The sequence below is a fragment of the uncultured Phyllobacterium sp. genome (assembly GCF_902479695.1).
Classification (GTDB): Bacteria; Pseudomonadota; Alphaproteobacteria; order Rhizobiales; family Rhizobiaceae; genus Phyllobacterium; species Phyllobacterium calauticae.
Map to the genome: position 1 here is coordinate 24,804 of NZ_CABSQF010000003.1, position 19,002 is coordinate 43,805.

The following is a 19,002-nucleotide window of genomic DNA, read 5'->3' on the forward strand; positions in this document are numbered from 1 at the left end:
CCAGAATGGCAGGCGAACATCGCCAGCGCTTCCGGCCCTGCCCCGTGGAACAGAATTAACCCGCCGGATCACTGGCGTAAACACGGCAAAGCAGGCGTCCATGACGAACCAAAGGTCACTACTGGAACAGGTCAATGTGAACCGGTCACGCCGCGAGACCACATCGCTCGACAGTATCAACCGCACGCTCGAAGCGCTGGAAAGCCAGCTGCGCGAGACGATGGAGCCGGATTATCCGGATTTCGACCACGACCAGACGGATATTGCCGACCGCTTCGCCGCACTGGCTTCCCGCGCCGGCGCGGCATCGGCGCCGAGACACAAGCCATCCGACGATCTGCCGTCCTTTGCCAGCAAGCCCCACAACGGCAAGCACGACCTTTCGGCCATTGCGGCCAGGATCAAGCAGTTGCGCGAAGAAATGCGCGACGATGCCCGTGCACCGGCCCGGCATCATGCCGAACCGCACACGGAAACCTTGCAGCGCCTGCACCAGTCAACTGCAAGCCGCAATCTGGACGACAGGTCCGGTCGCGCGGACAATGGTCATCTGTCGATGCTGCGCGGCGATCTTGATGAATTGAAGCGCACCGTTACGACACTCGCCCGCGAAGAATCGGTCAAAAGCCTGAACAATCGCTGGGATGCGATGGACGAACGCTTCGACGCCTTCCGTCAGGATCATCCGCTGGGTGGCCGGCTCGACCAGATCCGCCAGGCAGTGGATGTATTGCCGCAATCGATTCCGCTGAAGAAGGTCGAAGACAAGCTCAAGACACTGGCAAGCGCCGTGGAGCAGATGTCGCGCACGGGAACATCAGGCGTGAATGGCGACTTCATGCGCCAGATGGACGAGCGGCTCGATGAAATCAGCCGCGCCATCGTGGCCACGGCCCGCCCTGCCCAGGCAAATCACATTGACACCGATGCGTTCGAGCGCCTTGAAGCACGCATCGCAACCCTGAGCAGCAAGGTCGAAGCGGTTGCCTACGACCGCACCTCGGACACGATCCTGCAGCGCATGGGCGAACTGGCCGAGCGCGTTGATCATCTGGCAGCGATGCGCGCAACACCAGCCATCAATCTTGACGCGCTATCCGAACAGCTGTCGTCCGTCACCCGTCATCTGGAGAATACACCGGCCTCCATCAGCATTTCTGATTTCCGCGATCTGGAAGACCGGGTCCTGCACATCATCCATCGTCTGGAAACAGCGCCCCAGCAGGCACCGGCCGCCGATCCGGCATTCATGCACCAGATCGACCAGCGCTTCGAAGAGCTGACCCGCCGCCTCGATGACCACCACATGATGGCCGAGCACAGCGACATCCGGCTGACCGACAATCTCGAAGCCCGCTTTGACGATATGGCGCGCTATATCGCCCAGAACGTGCCGCAGGTCGATGGTTCTAACGATGCCATCCGCAATCTCGAGTTGCAGATTGCCGGTCTTGCCGAGCATCTCTCGCATTCCAACGATCGTTATGCGGAATTTGCGGCCATCCCGCCGCGCCTCGACGCCATCGAGGAATCGATGGCCATGAACCGCGACTTCGTCGTGGAAGCTGCACGCCAGGCGGCATCGGAAGCCATCCGCAATTCGGCCAATTTCAGCAATGCCCATGACGGCGTCATCGCCCGCGAGCTTGCCGACGATCTGAAAACGCTGGAAAGCCTTGCCCGCAAGTCGGAAGACCGCAATTCCAAGACTTTCGAGGCCATTCATGACACGCTTTTGAAGATCGTTGACCGCCTTGGCTCCCTGGAGAACGGCGCTGTCGTCGGATCGCATGTCACGGCGGCCGCCAAAACCAAGACCGCGGTTGATGCCTATGAGGCACCATACCGCGACGCCGAGACCGCTTTTGAAGCCCCGGTCTTTTCCAAGCTGGACGATGTTCCGGCGCACATGACAATGGCCGCAGACGACGCTGACCAGCTGGAAGAGGCGGCTCCGGCGCGCAAATCCCTGCTGGGCAGCCTGACCCGCGGCATGAAATCCCGCAGCAAACAGGAACAGGCGCATCGGGAACCAACCATCGAGACAATCGGCAGCGATGAAAAGATCGACGACAAGGTCGATCTTGACGCCGAAATTCTCAACCGGCCGCTTGAACCCGGCTCGGGCATGCCGGATCTCAACTCCATCCTCAAGCGCGTGCGTGACGAACGCCGCGAGATGAACCTTGGCGGCGATACGGGCATTGGCAAGGCGGATTTCATTGCCGCAGCCCGCCGCGCCGCGCAGGCAGCGGCAGCGGAAGTCGAAAGCCAGACACGCGGTTCCAGCCGCAGGGATAGCGCGGAGGGCAAGAAGGGCAGTCTGCTGGCCCGCCAGCGCAAACCCATTCTCCTTGCCATCGGCGCCATCATGATTGCGATCGCGGGCCTGCAACTCAAAAACGCCTTCTTCAGCGGCCCCGCAGCAGTGAACGGCGATACCGGTTCCGTCGCTGCGCCGATGGTGCCGACAGTCGAACCCAAGGCGCAGGTTGCCGCATCGGCAGCTCCTGCAGCACCGGCACCGTCCACTCCTGCCCCCGCACCACAAACTTCAGCCGGAAACACCCCTAACCAGGAGCAAACCGCTGCACCGGCACCAACGCAGGAAACCGTGGGCAGCCTGATTGCCGCCCAGTCTTCCGGTACGGATGTCCCGGCATCGGCCAAGGTCGATACGAGTGTGAGCCAGATTCCTGCCATCCCCGTCGAAGCAGGTCCGGAACCGCTGCGCGAAGCGGCGGCCAGCGGCAATACCAAGGCTCTGTTTGAAATCGGCGACCGCTACATGGAAGGCCGTGGCGTCCAGAGCGATTACGCCAAGGCCGCCGAATGGTACACGCTTGCCGCCGACAAGGGCTTTGCGCCTGCACAATACCGCCTGGGGAATTTTGCCGAAAAGGGTCTCGGCGTTCCGCGCGACCTTGCCAAGGCAAAGACCTATTACCAACTGGCCGCCGAACAGGGCAATGCCAGCGCGATGCACAATCTGGCCGTGCTGTTCGCAGCCGGAGCGAATGGCGCGCCGGATAATGAATCCGCGGTCATGTGGTTTACCAAGGCGGCCGAACTCGGCGTCAAGGACAGCCAGTTCAACCTCGCCATCCTGTCGGCCAAGGGCATGGGGATGCGGCAGGATCTGGAAGAAAGCTATAAATGGTTTGCGCTTGCCGCCAATGCCGGTGACAAGGATGCCGGCCAGAAGCGCGACGAAGTGGCAAAGGCCATGACCTCCGATCAACTGACCCGGGCCCGCGAAGCCACCGCTCTGTGGAAGCCCAAACAGATGAATCCGGAAAGCAATGCCCTGAGCGTGCCGGAGGAATGGCGCGAGAGCCCGACCACCACCGGTTCGATCAACATGGAAAAAGCCGTCCGCAACATTCAGCTGATCCTCAACAAGAATGGCTATGACGCCGGCGGCTCGGACGGCAAGATGGGTACGAAAACCCGCGATGCCATCATGGCGTTCCAGAAGAGCAACGGCTTGAAGCCAACGGGCAATATCGACAAGGACCTGGTCAAGCGGCTGCTCGAAAAGAACACCTGAACCGGCCAAGGCGACTGTTGCGACACATGGGTTCGTGTTTGGGGCAACACGTTGACGCCCCAGCAGTCATTGTTTGACTTGGCGCGCGGCTGAGGGCAAGAAACTTTAACGCATTCTGTGTCAGCCTGCGCGCAGAATGCATTAAAGAATTTCTGTCATCATGGTGTGCGAACAATCGCCATAACGCCGTGATGGGTTCGGGGTCTGAATTGGGAATCTACCTGCCAATAGCCGAGATTTCGGTCAATATCTTCGTGCTGTTCGGCATGGGGGCAGCGGTTGGATTCCTGTCGGGCATGTTCGGCGTCGGCGGCGGATTTCTCATCACGCCGCTGCTGACCTTCTACAACATCCCGCCCGCCGTTGCCGTTGCCACCGGCGCGAACCAGGTCATTGCCTCGTCCTTCACGGGTGCGCTGTCGCATTTCAAGCGCGGCACGCTCGACGTCAAGCTGGGAACGCTGCTTGTCATCGGCGGCGTGGTGGGCGCGGGCGTCGGCATTTACGTCTTTGTCCTGCTGCGCGAACTCGGTCAGCTCGACCTGATCGTGTCGCTGCTCTACGTGATCTTCCTGAGCACGATCGGCGGGCTGATGCTGCTGGAAAGCGTCAGGTCCATGCGCCGGACAAGGGCCGGCCAGCTTGCCAGTCTCAAGAAACCGGGACAGCACAATTGGGTGCACCGGCTGCCCTTCAAGATGCGGTTTCGCGCCTCGAAGATCTATGTGAGCATCATCCCGATCCTGGCGCTGGGCGCGGCCATCGGCTTCCTCTCGTCGATCATGGGCGTCGGCGGCGGCTTCATCATGGTCCCCGCCATGATCTACCTTCTCAAAGTGCCGACCAATGTGGTTATCGGCACATCGCTCTACCAGATCGTTTTCGTGACGGCTTTCACCACCGTCATGCAGGCAACGACCAACCAGTCGGTCGATATCGTGCTGGCCTTTCTGCTGATGAGCGGCGGCGTCATCGGCGCGCAGTACGGCACCCGCATCGGGCAAAAACTGCGCGGCGAACAATTGCGTGCGCTGCTGGCCACGCTGGTTCTGGCGGTGGGCCTGCGCCTTGCCATCGAACTTTTTGTCACCCCCGACGATCTCTATTCGATCGCCATCGCGCTTGCTGCGCCGGGGGCATCATGAGAATTCTGGCGACCACCCTTCTTCTCATCCTGGCGTCGCTGTCCGCGGCCATGGCACAGCAGTTGCCGGGGAACAAGGAAACGATCGAGATTGGCCTGTCGACCGATACCATCGCCATCACCTCGGGCTTTCGCGGCACGGACCTGACCGTCTTCGGCGCGCTCGACAATGCCGACCCGCTGATCCAGCGGCAGGGCCGCTATGATATCGTCGTGATCCTGCAGGGGCCCGAACGCGATTTCGTCGTGCGCCGCAAGGACCGGTTTTTCGGCGTCTGGATCAATGCGGAATCGGTGTCGTTCCAGCATATTCCGGCATCCTATTCCCTGGCCTCGACGCGGAACCTTCAGGACATCGCCGTTCCCAAGACGTTTGCCCAATTGTCACTCGGCGTGAACAATATCTTTTACGAGCCCATGCCCGACGGCTTCGGCTCCAGCGCATCGCTGCGGGAATTCACCAAGGAGCTGCCAAGGCTGAAGCTCAAGCAGAACCTGTACAGCCAGCGTCCGGGTGACGTGCAGTTCCTGTCATCGACCCTGTTCCGCGCAACGCTGTCCCTGCCTGCCAATGTGCCGGTGGGCAAGCATCAGGCGCGGGCCTTTCTGTTCCGCAATGGCGAATTCCTGCGTGAAAGCTCGACCAGCCTCAATATCGTGAAAGCCGGGCTGGAATACCGCATCTACAAGGCGGCGCACGAGAACAGCCTGCTCTACGGTCTGTTTGCCGTGTTCCTGGCCGTGATTACCGGCTGGATGGGCCGCCTGATGTTCCGGAAAGACTGATCAGGCGCGCCCGGCAACGACGAGCAGCCCCTGCAGGGGCTCACCCCGGTCAAAGCGGATCGCCTCGCGCTCGATCGTTGCCGGAGCAAGGCCATGTTCGGCCAGGAGGCGGCGGACATAGTCTTCCGAATGGGTATAGCGCAGCGAGGATTGCAGGATCAGTTCGCCATCATCGGCATGGGTTTCCACCGAGAAGGCAAACAGCCCGTTGGGGCCGAGCGCGTGGACAAGACGGGCGAAGGCTCTGTCGAGATCGCCGACATAGACAAACACATCCGCCGCGATAATGAGATCGGCCGAACCCGCGGGATAATCGAGTTCGTTGACATCGCCCTTGAAGAGGCGGTCATAGACGTGCTTTTCCTCGGCCTTCTGCAGCATGGCTTCGGAGAGGTCCATGCCTGCCATATGATCCACAGCCGCCCGGAAATAGTCGCCCATCAGGCCCGTGCCGCAGCCGACATCGAGCATGGACTGATAGTGTCTTCCGGGCGCCGCCGCCTTGATGGCCTTGGCCAGCAGTTCCGGCACGCGATAGTGCAGCTTGTCCAGAAGCGCCGTCTCGAAGGTCGGGGCATAGGCATCGAACAGCGTCTCGACATAGGCCGTCGGCGGATTGTCCGGCACCACCGCATAGCCCGAGGCCGCCAGTTTCAACGTCGCGCCAAAGCGGTCGTCGGGATCGAGTTCCAGCAGGCGCCGCCACGTCTCGGCTGCGGCGTCCTCGTCACCCGCGGCTTCCTCCATTTCGCCCAGGCGATAGAGTCCGGCGGTCCATTCCGGCGTGATGTCCAGCGCCTGCCGCATCAGATCGGCGGCGGCCACGTGATCACCGGACTCGAACAGCATGTCGGCATAGGAAGCGCGGCGGTCCGCAATCAGATCACCCGAGGACAGGAACGCCCGCGCCATGCTGGTTCAGTTCGCAACCAGCACGCGGATGGAAAAGATATCGATCGCTTTCCCCGTGCGGGCAATGTCCGAGTTGATCTTGATGATACCGCCCGCACCCGGCTTCTTGCCTTCCGGGAATTGCAGTTCGAACAGATACTCGTTGCTCGCATCGGTCACGTCGTAACGCTTGCGTCCGCAATCGCCGAGGGTACCGAAATCACAGCTGACCGCCATCTGCGTCGCGGAACCGTCCTCGGCCTTGGCAATGATATCGAAGATGGCATGCTTGCCCGCCAGTTGCTGCAGAACGCCCTGCCCGACCTGGAAGCTGATATCGTCGTTCTCGCCCGGCGACTTGATGCGCACGAATTTCTGCAGATTGTCACCGGCAACGCTGGCGGTCGCCCGGCCCGCCATCGAAACGCGGGTCATGTCAGACGGGTCGAAAATTGAAATCCAGTTGCCATCCGCGGCAAGCTGTCCGCCCTTCATCGGCTCGTGGCTGCCAACGGCAGGACCGGCACTCGACGAAGGCGGCGTGCTGCCCGATGGCTTCGAATTGATCAGACCCGATGCAACAAGCCAGAGAAGGCCGATGGCTACCAGCAGGATCGCCACCATGATGACGAATTTCTTCAGGCCACGCGCCTTCTGGCGTTCGCGGGTCTTCTTGACACGCGGCTGGTTGTAGGCGGGCCGGTAATTGTCGGCGCGGCTGTTGTCCGTCGGGCCGAGGTCGGAATCCAGCGATCCGCCCATGGAGGGTTCGACGCGGCCGGATGTTGTCTGCCTGGATTCCGCGGGCCCCGCCGACATGGAAGGCTCGCGCCGTTCCGCGACGGGTTCCGGCGCAACACGCGAAGAGTCGCGCGATTCACCCTCTATGCGTGTGATCGTGGCCTTCAAATGCTCCCGGCGCTCTTCACGCTCGGCCTCATCCAGCGCGCCGTTGGCGATCAGCGAACGCTCATGCGCGGTCCAGGCTGATTCGTAAATTTTCTGACGAACGGCAGGGTTGCTCACATCCGCTTTGGCGAAAGCATTTCGGATGGCTTGTTCAATCGCTTCCAACTCGACGATTTCCCCTTCAAAGCAGCTCGTATGACCCGGGTAGGCATAGACGATTTGACTGCTTATTCAAGACTACCGCGGCGCAATGATGGCGGTTTTCGCCCGAATTGGCGCTCTATACAAAACGAATATCCCCGGCATCGAACGCGAGCGGACGGCCGGGGGATCGATATTCAGATGAAACGGCTGAGAAACGCCCGTGTGCGGGGATGCTGCGGGTTGCCGAGAACGTCTTCGGGTTTGCCCTGTTCGACGATGTAGCCGCCATCCATGAAGACCACCCGGTCAGCGGCTTCCCGGGCAAAACCGATTTCATGCGTGACCACAATCATGGTCAGCCCCTGGTCAGCCAGATCGCGCATGGTGGCCAGCACTTCACCGACCAGCTCCGGATCGAGCGCCGAGGTCGGCTCGTCGAAAAGCATCAGTTTGGGCCGGATCGCGAGGGCGCGTGCGATGGCGATGCGCTGCTGCTGGCCGCCGGACAATTGCCGGGGGTAGGCATCGGCCTTGTGGGTCAGCCCGACGCGGGCCAGCAGTTCCATGGCAAGTTCCGTGGCTTCCCTGCGGCTTTGCTTGTGCACGCCGATGGGCGCTTCGATGATGTTCTGCAGGGCGGTCATGTGCGGGTAAAGGTTGAACTGCTGGAACACCATGCCGATCTGGCGCCGCTGCACGGCGATGGCCCGCGCCGGCAGCTTGTTGAGCCGGCCATTGCGCAGGGAATAGCCAATCTGTTCCCCGGCCACGACAATCGAACCGCGGTCGATCGCCTCCAGATGGTTGATGCAGCGCAGGAACGTGGATTTGCCCGAGCCCGAAGGGCCAAGCACAACCACGACTTCGCCAGGGGCAACATCGAGGTCGATCCCCTTCAACACTTCCACGTCGCCGAAAGACTTGTGGACATTGCGGGCCCGCACCAGCGCTTCGCCCGGTTCGGTGCCATTCATGGAAAACTGCGCGGTCATTTGCTTGCCTCCTGCGCCAGGGCTGGCACTGCGGCGCTCAACGCGGCAGCGGCAACCTTGTCCTGTTTCCTGGCCGTTGAAGAACCCCGTTCGCCGCGACCGTAGTAGCGCTCGATGAAACCCTGTCCGACGTTGAGGATCGACGTGATGAACAGATACCAGATGACGGCGACCATCAGCATCGGGATGACCTCGAAGGTCCGGTTATAGACCGCCTGCACCGAATAGAGCAGATCGGCCATGGCGATGACGCTGACGAGTGACGTCGCCTTGATCATGCTGATCAGCTGATTGCCGGTCGGCGGCACGATGGAACGCATGGCCTGGGGGATGATGATGCGCCTGAGGGCGCGGGTGCGCGTCATGCCGAAAGCTTCGGTGGTTTCGATCTGCCCCTTGTCGACGGACAGAAGACCGCCGCGAATGATTTCGGCCATATAGGCGGCCTCGTTCAGCGCAAGGCCGGCAATGGCCGCCGTCATCGGCGTGATCAGATCATTGGTATTCCAGCTCGCCAGTGTCGGGCCGAAGGGAATGGCAATGGAAATTTCCGGAAAAAGCGTCGAGAGGTTGTACCAGAAGATCAGCTGGACCAGCAGCGGCGTCCCGCGGAAAAACCAGATGTAAAGACCCGCCAGGGAACTTGCCAGCCGGTCGTTCGACAGGCGGGCAATAGCAAGAACCAGCCCGATGACCACGCCGATGGCCATGGCAACAACGGTCAGGCCAAGCGTGACATAGAGGCCGCGCAGCACGGTGGCTTCGGTGAACCATTGAAATACGATCGGCCAGCCGAAATTCTGGTTGTTGGCGACGATCCAGAGGAAGTTCGCGGCAATGAGAAGCGTGATGCCCCACAGGAGCCAGCGATCCGTGCGAAAGGGCTTGTGCGCATTCGCCACATCGCGAAGCGCAGCCTCCGCATCGCCCTTTGCGGGCGATGCCAATGTTTGCGTGTTTCCGGTCATTTTGCAGCTTTGCCCGCGAGATTGATCCCGGGCTCCTTCAACATGTTCTTCTCAAGGCCCCACTTCTTCAGAATGGCGGCGTAGGTGCCATTGTCCATGAGGGTCTTGATGCTTTCCAGGAGGACGCCACCAAGCGGCGAACCTTTGGCGACCACGGCGCCCTGGAAAATATCGTCGAACCCGTTTTTCAGGCCGGTGCCCGTCAGCTCGAGCTGGCCATTGGCCTGCTCGACGAAATAGATCAGCGGCGCCTGCGACGAGAAGAAAGCGTCGGACCGCTTTGAGCGAACCGCCAGGATGGAAGTGGGCTGGTCGGTGAAGGACTGGACTTCGATGGCTGCCTTGCCATCCTTGGTGCATTTCTCCGCCTGCTCCTTGATGACTTTTTCCGCCGAACCGCCAGCCATGACGGCAATGCGGCTGCCGCAGGTGTTGTCGAGCGAGGTGATGCCCTTGGGATTGCCCTTCTGCACGGCAAACACCACGAACTCCTGCACATAATCGACAAAATCATTGGCACCCTGGCGCGAGGGGTAATCGCCCACAGGGCCCATAGCGAACTGGTAGCGGCCGGAATTGATGCCGCTCAAGAGCGCCGGAAGGCCGCTGACCGTTGCGTGCTTGATCTCGACACCCCACAACTCGCCGACAGCCTTGGTCAGATCGGCGCTGGCGCCCTGCATTTCCGTGTTGCCGGTGACGATTTCATAGGGCGGGAAGGAGCCGTTGTTGACCGAGGTGATGCTTCCGGCCTTGCGGATTTCCTCGGGCAGCTTGGCCCGTAGTGCCTCGTTGACCGTCTGCTTGGCGATGGTCACCTCCGCGGCCATTGCTGGTGCAGCGACGAGAGTTGCCGCAAACAGCGCGGTAAAGGTCAGGTGTTTGAGTTTCATTATTATTCCCCTTTTTATATCTTTTGAAAACCTATTGCGTTCAGGCAGTCGTATCGGCCAGTTCGGGCCGGGCAAAACGGCGGTTGGCGAGAACCGGCAGGACCGCACGCGCATGACTGATGCGCTTGGGATCGATGTCGGCCAAGATCAGTACGGGCCCTTCCCCCGCCCGCACGACGGCCACGCCGAGCGGGTCCACCACCATGCTGGCACCGATATTGCGCTCGCCGCACTCACCCACGGCAACGATGTAGCAGGTGTTTTCCAGCGCCCGCGCCGTCACCAGCACCTCCCAATGCGCCTCCTTGCCGGGGCCCTTGACCCATGCGGCGGGAAGGATGAGCACATCCGCGCCGTCCACCGCATGGCGGCGCGCCAGTTCCGGAAAGCGCAGGTCGTAACAGGTCATGAGGCCAAGCTTGAGCCCTGAAATTTCGATAAGACCGGGAATCTCGCCACCCGGCTGCACATTGGTGGATTCCTTGGCGGCAAAAGCGTCATAAAGATGAAGCTTCAGATATTGCGCGACGATTTCGCCGCCGCGGATGGTCACCAGATTGTTGAAGACGCGCTGACCGCCTGTTGGAACGTGCACGCACATCATCACGGTCATGTCGCTGTTGCGGCTTTCGGCCAGCAATTGCGTCATGAACGGGCCATCCAGCGGCTGCGCCGTCTTCAGCACGATATCCGGATCGGTGATGTCACGGGCAAGGATGCCTTCCGGCAGAACCAGAAGCTCGGCACCGCCCGCATGCGCATCGCGCATCAGCGTCGTGCAGATGTCGGCATTTTCCTGCCAGACCTTGCTGACGGCAAATTGACCCAGCGCGACCCTCATGCCGGCACTCCCGTGCGGCTGGTGGAGCCGGAAGTCTGGCCGCTGTAATGCGGGAAAAGGTCGGCGGGCGAGAGCAGCATCGGTGTCAATCCTTGCAGGTGCAGTTGTTCGGCAAAATCGGCGATCATCCGTTCGTTGACGGCAAACCCGCTGTCGTTCCAGTGGGCAGGCAAATCCCGGGCGACGTGGCCAAGCTCATCAATGATCCATGGCGTGGTATCGGCATATTTGCGCCGCTTCTCCAGCCAGACCCGCTGGGATTCATCCAGCAGGTTGCTGAGCTCATCCGGCAGCCAGGGATGCTCGGCGACAAAGGATGTTTTCAGGCCCAGAAGATGCATGCCGGGGATGTAGCCAACCTCGTGGAAATAGGCGAGTTCTTCTGCCCGGAAATCCGTCAGCACATGGCGGAATTTGGAAGCGGGGCCAAAAAAGCCTTCCGGCATGAACGGCGTGAACACGGCGTCAAGTTCGCCGGTTTCCAGCAATTGCATCATCGGCCGCTCGCCCGGCACCGCTTCGATGCGGCCGGGGCGGCCAAAACCGTCGAGCCTGTCGGTGATGGGATGGGCCTCGGTCAGGCGGCCGGCATACCAGAATGCGTCTTCGATACCGACGCCGGCATGGGAAAGCGCCGCGCGGGTCCAGGTATTGCCGGAATCGCGCCAGCCGGTCACGCCGATCTTCTTGCCCGCCAGATGTTCCAGCCGGGTAACCGGGCTGTTCCTGGCCGTGATGATGCAGCGATGGCGAAAGCCGCGCATGACAAAGTTGGGAACGCCAAGGACATCGGTTTCGCCGTTGGCGCGCGCCGACGCATAGCGGCTGAAGGACATTTCAGCCGCATCGTGATGCGGATCGGCGGCGACATTGCCGATCAGCGTGCCGACGCGATCAACTTTGACATCAAGCCTCTCGGAGGTAACGTCACCCAACGCCAGCGGCGTATAATAATCCCAATCGCGAACAGCCAATCGAACAGTGATACGCAAGACATTTCCTCGTTGCAATTTCGGTTTTCGTGCGGGAAGCTAAATGTTCATTATTGACTGATCAAATACTATTACGTTACTGAACATTTAAAAGAGGGACAGATATGAGCGAATTGGCCTCAGTTCAGTGGTTTGCAGAGAAATTGCGAGACCGGACGATGCGCGGCATCGCCATCGAGACCAGCGCATTGATCCGCGCCGGCGCCATTCCCGTCGGCACCAAACTGCCCGCCATCCGTCATCTCGCCTATACGCTCGGCATCAGTCCGGCGACTGTTTCGGAAGCATGGAGCGAGCTGCGGCGGCAGAAGATCATCACCGGACGCGGGCGCAACGGCACATGGGTCAGCGGCGACCGCATTGCGCCAAGACCCCTGCGGCTGACGAGTTCGGGCGATTACGGCGATGGTGTGCTCAACCTTGCCATCGCATCGCCTGACGTGGATGTGCTTCCGCCTCTTGAAGAAGCCTTGAAACATGGCGCCACGGCGGAAGCGCTGAACAGCTACCAGCGCGTCCCGATACTGCCTGAATTGCAGGCGGCAGTGGAGCCGAACTGGCCCTGCAGGCCGGAGGCGTTTCTCGCGACCAATGGCGGCTATAACGCCGTCTATGCCCTTCTGCATGCGCTCGTCATGCCGGGATCGTTCGTGGCGATCGAGGAGCCGACAGCCCTCAGGCTTCTCGACATCCTCGAGGATCTCGGCGCGCACATCCTGCCGGTGGCGTGCGATGAGAACGGCCCGCTGCCGGATGCTCTGATGGAGGCCCTCAAACGCAAGCCGGCTGCGTTCCTTTTTCAGCCACGCACCCACGCGGTGACCGGACGGGGTGTCAGCCGGGAACGGCTTGCGGCGCTGGGCGATGTCCTTGCCGATAGCGACGCGCTCATCATCGAGGATGACGGTGTCGGCGATATCTCGTCCCTGCCACCGATCAGCCTCGGGGACCGGTTTCCGGACCGGGTCATTCACATCGTTTCCTATTCGAAATCCCTCGGCCCCGATCTGCGGCTGGCAGTCCTGTCGAGTTCGACGCGCATCGTCGAACAGATCCAGTCCTACCGCAGCTTCAGTGCAGGCTGGACCAGCCGGGTGCTGCAATCAGCCGTGGCTTTCCTGATCAAGGACGCGGCAACACAGCTGAGCTTACAGAGGGCAAGAGGTATCTATCGGGAGAGGCGCGAGGGGTTGATGCTGGCACTGCGCGAGCGCGGTGTTCATCTTTCCGGCGGCGAAGGGTTCAGCCTCTGGGTTCCCGTGGCTTCGGAACAATTCGCCCTCGTGACCCTTGCAGCGCGTGGAATCGCGGTGGGCATCGGCCGCAAATATGTCGTGAACCCGTCGCCGCATATCCGCGTGGCCACCAGCATCTTGCGGGACAGGCAAGACGAGGTGGCCGATGCGATCGCCCTTGCGGTGAGGCACCCGGATCATCTTTACTGAGATCAATGCATCGCCCGCGCTCACACGCCTTTGATCGGGCGCAGGCAACCGCGCCAACCTTTCGCTTGATCACGGCACGCGGTCTGATAAAAAGAGTTACGTTTACGGAAACGTCAAAATTTATTCCATGGGAGGAAACACATGGCATTGCCCGAAATCCTGACGAAAAAGCTGCGCATTCCCGTTGTCGGCGCGCCGCTGTTCATCATTTCGCATCCGGCCCTCGTGCTGGCGCAATGCAAGGCTGGCGTTGTCGGCTCCTTCCCCGCCCTGAACGCACGGCCCGAGGCCCAGCTCGACGAATGGCTTGCCGAGATCACCGAAGGCCTGCGCGACCACGACGCCAAAAACCCGGACCGCCCGGCAGCACCGTTTGCGGTCAACCAGATCGTCCACCGCTCCAACAAGCGGCTCGAGCATGACCTTTCCATGTGCGTGAAATACAAGGTGCCGATCGTTATCTCCTCTCTCGGCCCCGTACCGGAAGCCACCGCGGCCACCCACCTCGCCGGCGGGTGCGGGCGGAGCGACACCAACAACAACCGCCACGCCAACTCAGCCATCCGCAAGGGTGCGGACGGGCTGATCGCGGTTGCCGCCGGTGCAGGCGGGCACGCCGGACCATTGTCGCCCTTCGCGCTCATCCAGGAAATCCGCGAATGGTTTGATGGGCCGCTGCTGCTGTCCGGCGCCATCGCCACGGGCAAGGCCGTCCTGGCAGCACAGGCCATGGGTGCGGACCTTGCCTATATCGGCTCGCCTTTCATTGCGACCAAGGAAGCGCGGGCAGTCGATGCCTACAAGCAGATGATCGTTGATTCCGTCTCATCCGACATTGTCTATTCCAACTACTTTACCGGCATTCACGGCAACTATCTCAAGCCATCCATCGTCAATTCGGGGATGGACGCCGATCACCTGCCGGAAGCCGACCCCTCAAAGATGGATTTCGAAGCGGCAACCACCGGTGCCAAGGCCTGGAAAGATATCTGGGGTTGCGGCCAGGGCATCGGCGCGATCAAGGAAGTAACCGGCGCCGCAGAATATGTTGAGCGGCTGGAACGCGAATACCACGAGGCGAAGGCAAAACTCTGCGCCGCCTAACGCGGTGGAGCATTATCCAGAACGATCTGCATGAATGTCAGGTCAAGCCATTTGCCGAATTTGGTTCCGACTTCCGGCAGATGGCCCACCGCCTGAAAGCCCAGTTTTTCGTGCAGGCGGATGGACGCCGCGTTGCCGGACTCGATACCGGCAACCATGGCGTGCTTGCCAAGCTCGTGGGCTTTGCCGATCAGCGCCAGCATCAATGCCTTGCCGATCCCGCCGCCGCGCGCCGCCTTGTGCACATAGACGGAATGCTCGACCGTGTGACGATAGCCATCGAAAGCACGCCAGTCGCCGAACGAGGCATAGCCGGTGACACCACCGTCATCATCGACGCTGACCAGCACTGGAAATCCCTTTGACTGCCGCTCGCTGAGCCACGCCTTGCGGTTGGCCAGATCGACCTGCGTTTCGTTCCAGATCGCCGTGGTGTTCAGCACCGCGTCGTTGTAAATCTCGAGAATGGCTGGAAGATCCGCCTCACTGGCCGCACGCACCATCACAACTTGCATCCCTTTCAATCGTCTACTATAGTTTCATTATGTCTCATAAAATAGACGATGTCGATGCAAAAATCGGTGCGCGCATCCGGATCGAGCGCGAGGTGCGCGGCTGGTCGCTGACCGAACTCGCGGAAAAATCCGGCGTCTCGCGCGCCATGATCAACAAGGTGGAGCGCGGCCAGAGCAGCCCGACGGCCATGCTGATGGCGCGATTCTCAGGCGCTTTCGGCCTCAGCATGTCGACGCTGATGGCGCGGGCGGAAATGCAGGAAGGACGACTGCTGCGCCACAAGGACCAGCCGCTGTGGACCGATCCCGAAACCGGCTACATCCGCCGCCATGTCTCGCCTGCCTCCGACTTGCCCATGGATGTGGTGCATGTCGACCTGCCGGCAAAGGCGCGGGTGGCACTCCCCGCGTCCGCCTATACCTTCCAGCGGCAATTGATCTGGATTTTAAGCGGCGTGCTGAGCTTTACCGAAGGTGAAACGTTTCACCGGCTCGAAGAGGGCGATTGTCTCGAACTCGGCACCCCTAACAACTGCGTCTTCGCCAATGAGACGAACGAGCCCTGCCGCTATGCGGTGATCGTGCTGCGGCAGACGTGAGAAGCCGCAGGCCTAGCCCGCAATCTCCGCCACGGCACGCTTGGCCATGACCTTCACCAGATTGGCGCGGTAGTCGGCCGAGGCATGCATATCGGACATCAGGCCATCGGCGGAAACCACAACGCCGTCCAGCGCCGCAGCACTGAAACTCTTTGCCAGAGCCGCCTCCAGCGCTCGCGCCCGGAACACGCCATTCTCGCCAGCCCCGGTCACCGCAACCCGCACCTCGCTGCCAGCCTTGGCAACGAACACGCCAGCCATGGCATAGAGCGACGCCGGATTCGGGAACTTCTTATAGGCCGCCCTGTCGGGCGCGGTGAATTCGACTGCCGTGACAATCTCGTCCGGCTCCAGCGCCGTTTCGAACAGCCCGGCAAAGAAATCCGCAGCGGCAAGCGAGCGCGCGCTGGTGATGACGGTTGCATTGAGGGCGAGCAGCGCCGCGGGATAGTCGGCCGCCGGATCGTTGTTGGCGACCGAGCCGCCGATGGTGCCCATGTTGCGCACCTGCGGATCGCCGATATGTGCCGCGAGATGCGTGATCGCCGGGCAGAGCCTTGCCAGCTCGGCATGGACCGCGACGTCATAATGCGTGGTCGCCGCGCCGATACGCACGGTTTTGCCCGTGATGGTGATGCCTTTCAAGCCGGGAATATGGCGCAGGTCGATCAGATGGCTCGGTGACGCCAGCCGCTGCTTCATGGTCGGGATGAGGGTCATGCCGCCGGACAGGAATTTGCCGTCCTCGGCCGCGCCCATCTGCCGTGCGGCGTCCTCGACCGAAGTGGCCCGATGATACTGGGTTTCATACATGGCACATCTCCCTATTTCGCCGCCTGAATGGCAGCCCAGACCTTTTGCGGGGTCGCGGGCATGCTCAGGCTGTTGTTGCGGATGGCATCGGTGATGGCATTCATCACGGCAGGCGGCGAACCGATGGCGCCAGCCTCGCCGCAGCCCTTGATCCCCAGCGGGTTGGACGGGCACGGGGTTTCCGTCGTCATGATGTTGAACGACGGCAGGTCCTGTGCGCGGGGCATGGTGTAGTCCATGTAGCTCGCCGTCAGCAGCTGGCCGCTTTCATCGTAATGCGTGCCTTCCAGCAGCGCCTGGCCGATGCCCTGCGCCAGGCCGCCATGCACCTGCCCTTCAACGATCATCGGATTGATGATCTTGCCGAAATCGTCGGCGGCAACAAACTGCACGATCTTGGTCGTGCCGGTTTCCGGATCGATCTCCACCTCGCAGATGTAGCAGCCGGCCGGGAAGGTAAAATTGCTCGGGTCGTAGAACGCCGTTTCCTTCAGCCCCGGCTCCATGCCGGAGGGCAGGTTGTGCGCGGTGTAGGAGGCGAGCGCCACCTGGAACCACGGCAGCGACTTGTCCGTCCCCGCCACCCGGACATTGCCGTCCTTGATCTCGATATCCGCCTCGTCTGCCTCGAGCAGGTGCGCGGCGATCTTCTTGGCCTTGGCCTCGACCTTGTCCATGGCCTTGACGACCGCGGACATGCCAACCGCACCGGAGCGCGAGCCATAGGTGCCCATGCCCATCTGCACCTTGTCCGTGTCGCCGTGGACGATGGAAATGCTGTCGAGCGGTACGCCGAAACGCTCCGCCGCCAGCTGGGCGAACGTGGTTTCGTGCCCCTGCCCGTGCGAATGCGAGCCGGTGAGGATTTCGATGGTGCCGACGGCATTGACCCGCACCTCGGCGCTTTCCCACAGGCCGACACCGGCGCCCAGCGCCCCGACCGCCGCCGACGGTGCGATGCCGCAGGCCTCGATGTAGCAGCTCATGCCGATGCCGCGCAGCTTGCCGCGGCCGGCGGCTTCCGTGCGGCGCTTTTCGAAACCGGCATAGTCCGCCGCCTTCATGCTGGCATCGAGCGTCGCGTCGAAATCCCCGGCATCATAGGCCATGATGACAGGCGTCTGGTGCGGGAAAGCACGGATGAAATTGCGCCGCCGCAATTCCGCCGGCGATATTTTCAGCTCGCGTGCCGCTGTCTCCATGATGCGTTCCAGCACATAGGAAGCCTCCGGCCGCCCGGCGCCGCGATAGGCATCGACCGGCGCCGTGTTGGTGTAGACCGTCTTCACATTGGCGTGGATCGCCGGAATGTCATACTGGCCGGACAGAAGCGTCGCGTAGAGATAGGTCGGCACGGAACTCGAAAACAGCGACATGTAAGCGCCGAGATTGGCGATGGTTTCCACCTTCAGGCCGAGAATTTTGTGGTCCTTGTCAAAGGCGATCTGCGCATGGGTGGCGTGGTCGCGCCCGTGCGCATCGCACAGGAAGCTTTCCGTGCGGTCCGCGACCCACTTGACCGGAACACCCGTCTTTTTCGATGCCCACAGGCAGACGATCTCTTCCGGATAGATGAAAATCTTCGAGCCGAAACCGCCGCCGACATCCGGCGCGATCACCCGCAGCTTGTTCTCCGGCGCGACATTATAGAACGCGCTCATCACCAGCCGCGCCACATGCGGGTTCTGCGAGGTGGTCCAGCAGGTGTAGTGATCCTCCGCCGCATCGTACTGGCCGAGCGCCGCGCGCGGCTCCATGGCATTGGGCACGAGGCGGTTGTTGTCGATATCGAGCGTCGTTACATGCGCCGCGCGGGCAAAGGCGTCAGCTGTCGCCTTTTCATCGCCGATATCCCAGTCGAAAATCAGGTTGCCCGGCGCTTCCGGGTGCACTTGCGGCGCGCCCGGCTTCAGCGCCTCGACGGCACTGACCACAACGGGCAGCTCCTCATAGGCGATTTCCACCGCCTCGGCGGCATCGCGCGCCTCGCCCTTGGTATCGGCGACGACGATCGCCACCGCATCGCCGACATAGCGCACCGTATCGGTGGCGAGCGGCGACCAGGCGCCCATCTTCATCGGCGTGCCATCCTTCGACTGGATCATCCAGCCGCAGATGAGGTTGCCGATGCCGTCGGCCTTCAATTCCTTGCCGGTGAGCACCCCGATGACGCCGGGCATCTTGAGTGCCGCGCCCGTGCTGATCCCGGTGATTTTTGCGTGGGCATGCGGGCTGCGCACGAAGACCGCGTGCTTCATCCCCGGCACGACCATATCGTCGGTATAGCGACCCTTGCCGGTGAGGAACCGCTTGTCCTCCTTGCGCAGAACGCGTGATCCAATGCCTTCGACACCCATGACACTACCTCCCTGTCGCAGGCGCCTCGCCAAAATGTCTCAATTGTCTGTTTGGCCGG

At 61.6% G+C, this 19,002-nt stretch carries 16 protein-coding genes; 6 read left to right on the forward strand and 10 right to left on the reverse strand.

The genetic code is table 11. The features are described 5' to 3' along the window. The first annotated feature begins 100 nt into the window (after nt 1–100). The 3 genes from RDL77_RS02540 (at nt 101) to RDL77_RS02550 (ending at nt 5,480) form a co-directional block, all read left to right on the forward strand. Nucleotides 101–3,550 (forward strand): peptidoglycan-binding protein, encoded by a 3,450-nt coding sequence (locus tag RDL77_RS02540; protein WP_288191678.1) that lies wholly within the window; start codon nt 101–103, stop codon nt 3,548–3,550. 191 nt (nt 3,551–3,741) lie between these two features. Continuing rightward, nucleotides 3,742–4,695: a sulfite exporter TauE/SafE family protein gene (locus RDL77_RS02545; protein WP_288191679.1), complete on the forward strand. Its 954-nt coding sequence runs from the start codon at nt 3,742–3,744 to the stop codon at nt 4,693–4,695. After that, nucleotides 4,692–5,480, forward strand: coding sequence for a TIGR02186 family protein (locus RDL77_RS02550; protein WP_288191680.1), 789 nt, complete (start codon nt 4,692–4,694; stop codon nt 5,478–5,480). Before RDL77_RS02545 ends, RDL77_RS02550 begins: the two co-directional genes overlap by 4 nt. Here the strand turns inward: RDL77_RS02550 and RDL77_RS02555 are convergent, their stop codons facing one another. The 7 genes from RDL77_RS02555 to RDL77_RS02585 form a co-directional block, all read right to left on the reverse strand. Continuing rightward, a complete protein-coding gene (locus RDL77_RS02555; protein WP_288191681.1) occupies nt 5,481–6,392 on the reverse strand; it encodes a methyltransferase domain-containing protein in 912 nt (303 codons plus the stop codon). 6 nt (nt 6,393–6,398) lie between these two features. After that, complete coding sequence (locus tag RDL77_RS02560) at nt 6,399–7,445, reverse strand: hypothetical protein (protein ID WP_288191682.1); 1,047 nt, start codon at nt 7,443–7,445, stop codon at nt 6,399–6,401. A gap of 173 nt (nt 7,446–7,618) precedes the next feature. Beyond that, the gene (locus RDL77_RS02565; protein ID WP_223612400.1) at nt 7,619–8,398 is read right to left on the reverse strand and encodes an amino acid ABC transporter ATP-binding protein; all 780 of its coding nucleotides are present in this window, start codon (nt 8,396–8,398) and stop codon (nt 7,619–7,621) included. 14 nt (nt 8,399–8,412) lie between these two features. Next, nucleotides 8,413–9,384, reverse strand: coding sequence for an amino acid ABC transporter permease (locus RDL77_RS02570; protein ID WP_288191684.1), 972 nt, complete (start codon nt 9,382–9,384; stop codon nt 8,413–8,415). After that, nucleotides 9,381–10,277: an ABC transporter substrate-binding protein gene (locus tag RDL77_RS02575; protein WP_288191685.1), complete on the reverse strand. Its 897-nt coding sequence runs from the start codon at nt 10,275–10,277 to the stop codon at nt 9,381–9,383. Before RDL77_RS02575 ends, RDL77_RS02570 begins: the two co-directional genes overlap by 4 nt. Before the next feature lie 40 nt (nt 10,278–10,317). Further along, nucleotides 10,318–11,118 carry a deaminated glutathione amidase gene (locus tag RDL77_RS02580; protein WP_288191686.1) on the reverse strand — a complete coding sequence of 267 codons (801 nt, stop codon included), beginning with the start codon at nt 11,116–11,118 and terminating at the stop codon, nt 10,318–10,320. Next, on the reverse strand, nt 11,115–12,110 hold the full coding sequence (locus RDL77_RS02585) for a nitrate ABC transporter substrate-binding protein (protein WP_288191687.1): 996 nt from the start codon (nt 12,108–12,110) through the stop codon (nt 11,115–11,117). Before RDL77_RS02585 ends, RDL77_RS02580 begins: the two co-directional genes overlap by 4 nt. Before the next feature lie 104 nt (nt 12,111–12,214). On the opposite strand from RDL77_RS02585, the gene RDL77_RS02590 reads away from it, so the two are divergent. Next, entirely contained in the window at nt 12,215–13,555 is a 1,341-nt protein-coding gene (locus RDL77_RS02590) for a PLP-dependent aminotransferase family protein (RefSeq protein ID WP_288191688.1), read from the forward strand. Between the two features lie 141 nt (nt 13,556–13,696). Next, a complete protein-coding gene (locus tag RDL77_RS02595; protein WP_288191689.1) occupies nt 13,697–14,659 on the forward strand; it encodes a nitronate monooxygenase family protein in 963 nt (320 codons plus the stop codon). Here RDL77_RS02595 and RDL77_RS02600 read toward each other — a convergent pair. Next, nucleotides 14,656–15,162, reverse strand: a complete 507-nt coding sequence (locus RDL77_RS02600; RefSeq protein WP_374042652.1) for an N-acetyltransferase family protein — start codon at nt 15,160–15,162, stop codon at nt 14,656–14,658. The genes RDL77_RS02595 and RDL77_RS02600 overlap by 4 nt on opposite strands. A gap of 41 nt (nt 15,163–15,203) precedes the next feature. On the opposite strand from RDL77_RS02600, the gene RDL77_RS02605 reads away from it, so the two are divergent. Continuing rightward, the gene (locus tag RDL77_RS02605; protein WP_288191691.1) at nt 15,204–15,773 is read left to right on the forward strand and encodes an XRE family transcriptional regulator; all 570 of its coding nucleotides are present in this window, start codon (nt 15,204–15,206) and stop codon (nt 15,771–15,773) included. A 12-nt stretch (nt 15,774–15,785) separates the two neighbouring features. Here RDL77_RS02605 and RDL77_RS02610 read toward each other — a convergent pair whose 3' ends face one another. Then, the gene (locus RDL77_RS02610; RefSeq protein ID WP_288191692.1) at nt 15,786–16,586 is read right to left on the reverse strand and encodes a xanthine dehydrogenase family protein subunit M; all 801 of its coding nucleotides are present in this window, start codon (nt 16,584–16,586) and stop codon (nt 15,786–15,788) included. An 11-nt stretch (nt 16,587–16,597) separates the two neighbouring features. Next, nucleotides 16,598–18,943: a xanthine dehydrogenase family protein molybdopterin-binding subunit gene (locus RDL77_RS02615; protein WP_223611924.1), complete on the reverse strand. Its 2,346-nt coding sequence runs from the start codon at nt 18,941–18,943 to the stop codon at nt 16,598–16,600. Between the last annotated feature and the right edge of the window lie 59 nt (nt 18,944–19,002).

Excerpts from the sequence above, each read along its gene's own strand:
- RDL77_RS02540 (WP_288191678.1), top strand. The coding sequence starts at position 101 with ATGACGAACCAAAGGTCACTACTGGAACAGGTCAATGTGAACCGGTCA.
- RDL77_RS02545 (WP_288191679.1), top strand. The coding sequence starts at position 3,742 with ATGGGTTCGGGGTCTGAATTGGGAATCTACCTGCCAATAGCCGAGATT.
- RDL77_RS02550 (WP_288191680.1), top strand. The coding sequence starts at position 4,692 with ATGAGAATTCTGGCGACCACCCTTCTTCTCATCCTGGCGTCGCTGTCC.
- RDL77_RS02555 (WP_288191681.1), bottom strand. The coding sequence starts at position 6,392 with ATGGCGCGGGCGTTCCTGTCCTCGGGTGATCTGATTGCGGACCGCCGC.
- RDL77_RS02565 (WP_223612400.1), bottom strand. The coding sequence starts at position 8,398 with ATGAATGGCACCGAACCGGGCGAAGCGCTGGTGCGGGCCCGCAATGTC.
- RDL77_RS02570 (WP_288191684.1), bottom strand. The coding sequence starts at position 9,384 with ATGACCGGAAACACGCAAACATTGGCATCGCCCGCAAAGGGCGATGCG.
- RDL77_RS02575 (WP_288191685.1), bottom strand. The coding sequence starts at position 10,277 with ATGAAACTCAAACACCTGACCTTTACCGCGCTGTTTGCGGCAACTCTC.
- RDL77_RS02580 (WP_288191686.1), bottom strand. The coding sequence starts at position 11,118 with ATGAGGGTCGCGCTGGGTCAATTTGCCGTCAGCAAGGTCTGGCAGGAA.
- RDL77_RS02590 (WP_288191688.1), top strand. The coding sequence starts at position 12,215 with ATGAGCGAATTGGCCTCAGTTCAGTGGTTTGCAGAGAAATTGCGAGAC.
- RDL77_RS02595 (WP_288191689.1), top strand. The coding sequence starts at position 13,697 with ATGGCATTGCCCGAAATCCTGACGAAAAAGCTGCGCATTCCCGTTGTC.
- RDL77_RS02600 (WP_374042652.1), bottom strand. The coding sequence starts at position 15,162 with ATGGTGCGTGCGGCCAGTGAGGCGGATCTTCCAGCCATTCTCGAGATT.
- RDL77_RS02605 (WP_288191691.1), top strand. The coding sequence starts at position 15,204 with ATGTCTCATAAAATAGACGATGTCGATGCAAAAATCGGTGCGCGCATC.
- RDL77_RS02610 (WP_288191692.1), bottom strand. The coding sequence starts at position 16,586 with ATGTATGAAACCCAGTATCATCGGGCCACTTCGGTCGAGGACGCCGCA.
- RDL77_RS02615 (WP_223611924.1), bottom strand. The coding sequence starts at position 18,943 with ATGGGTGTCGAAGGCATTGGATCACGCGTTCTGCGCAAGGAGGACAAG.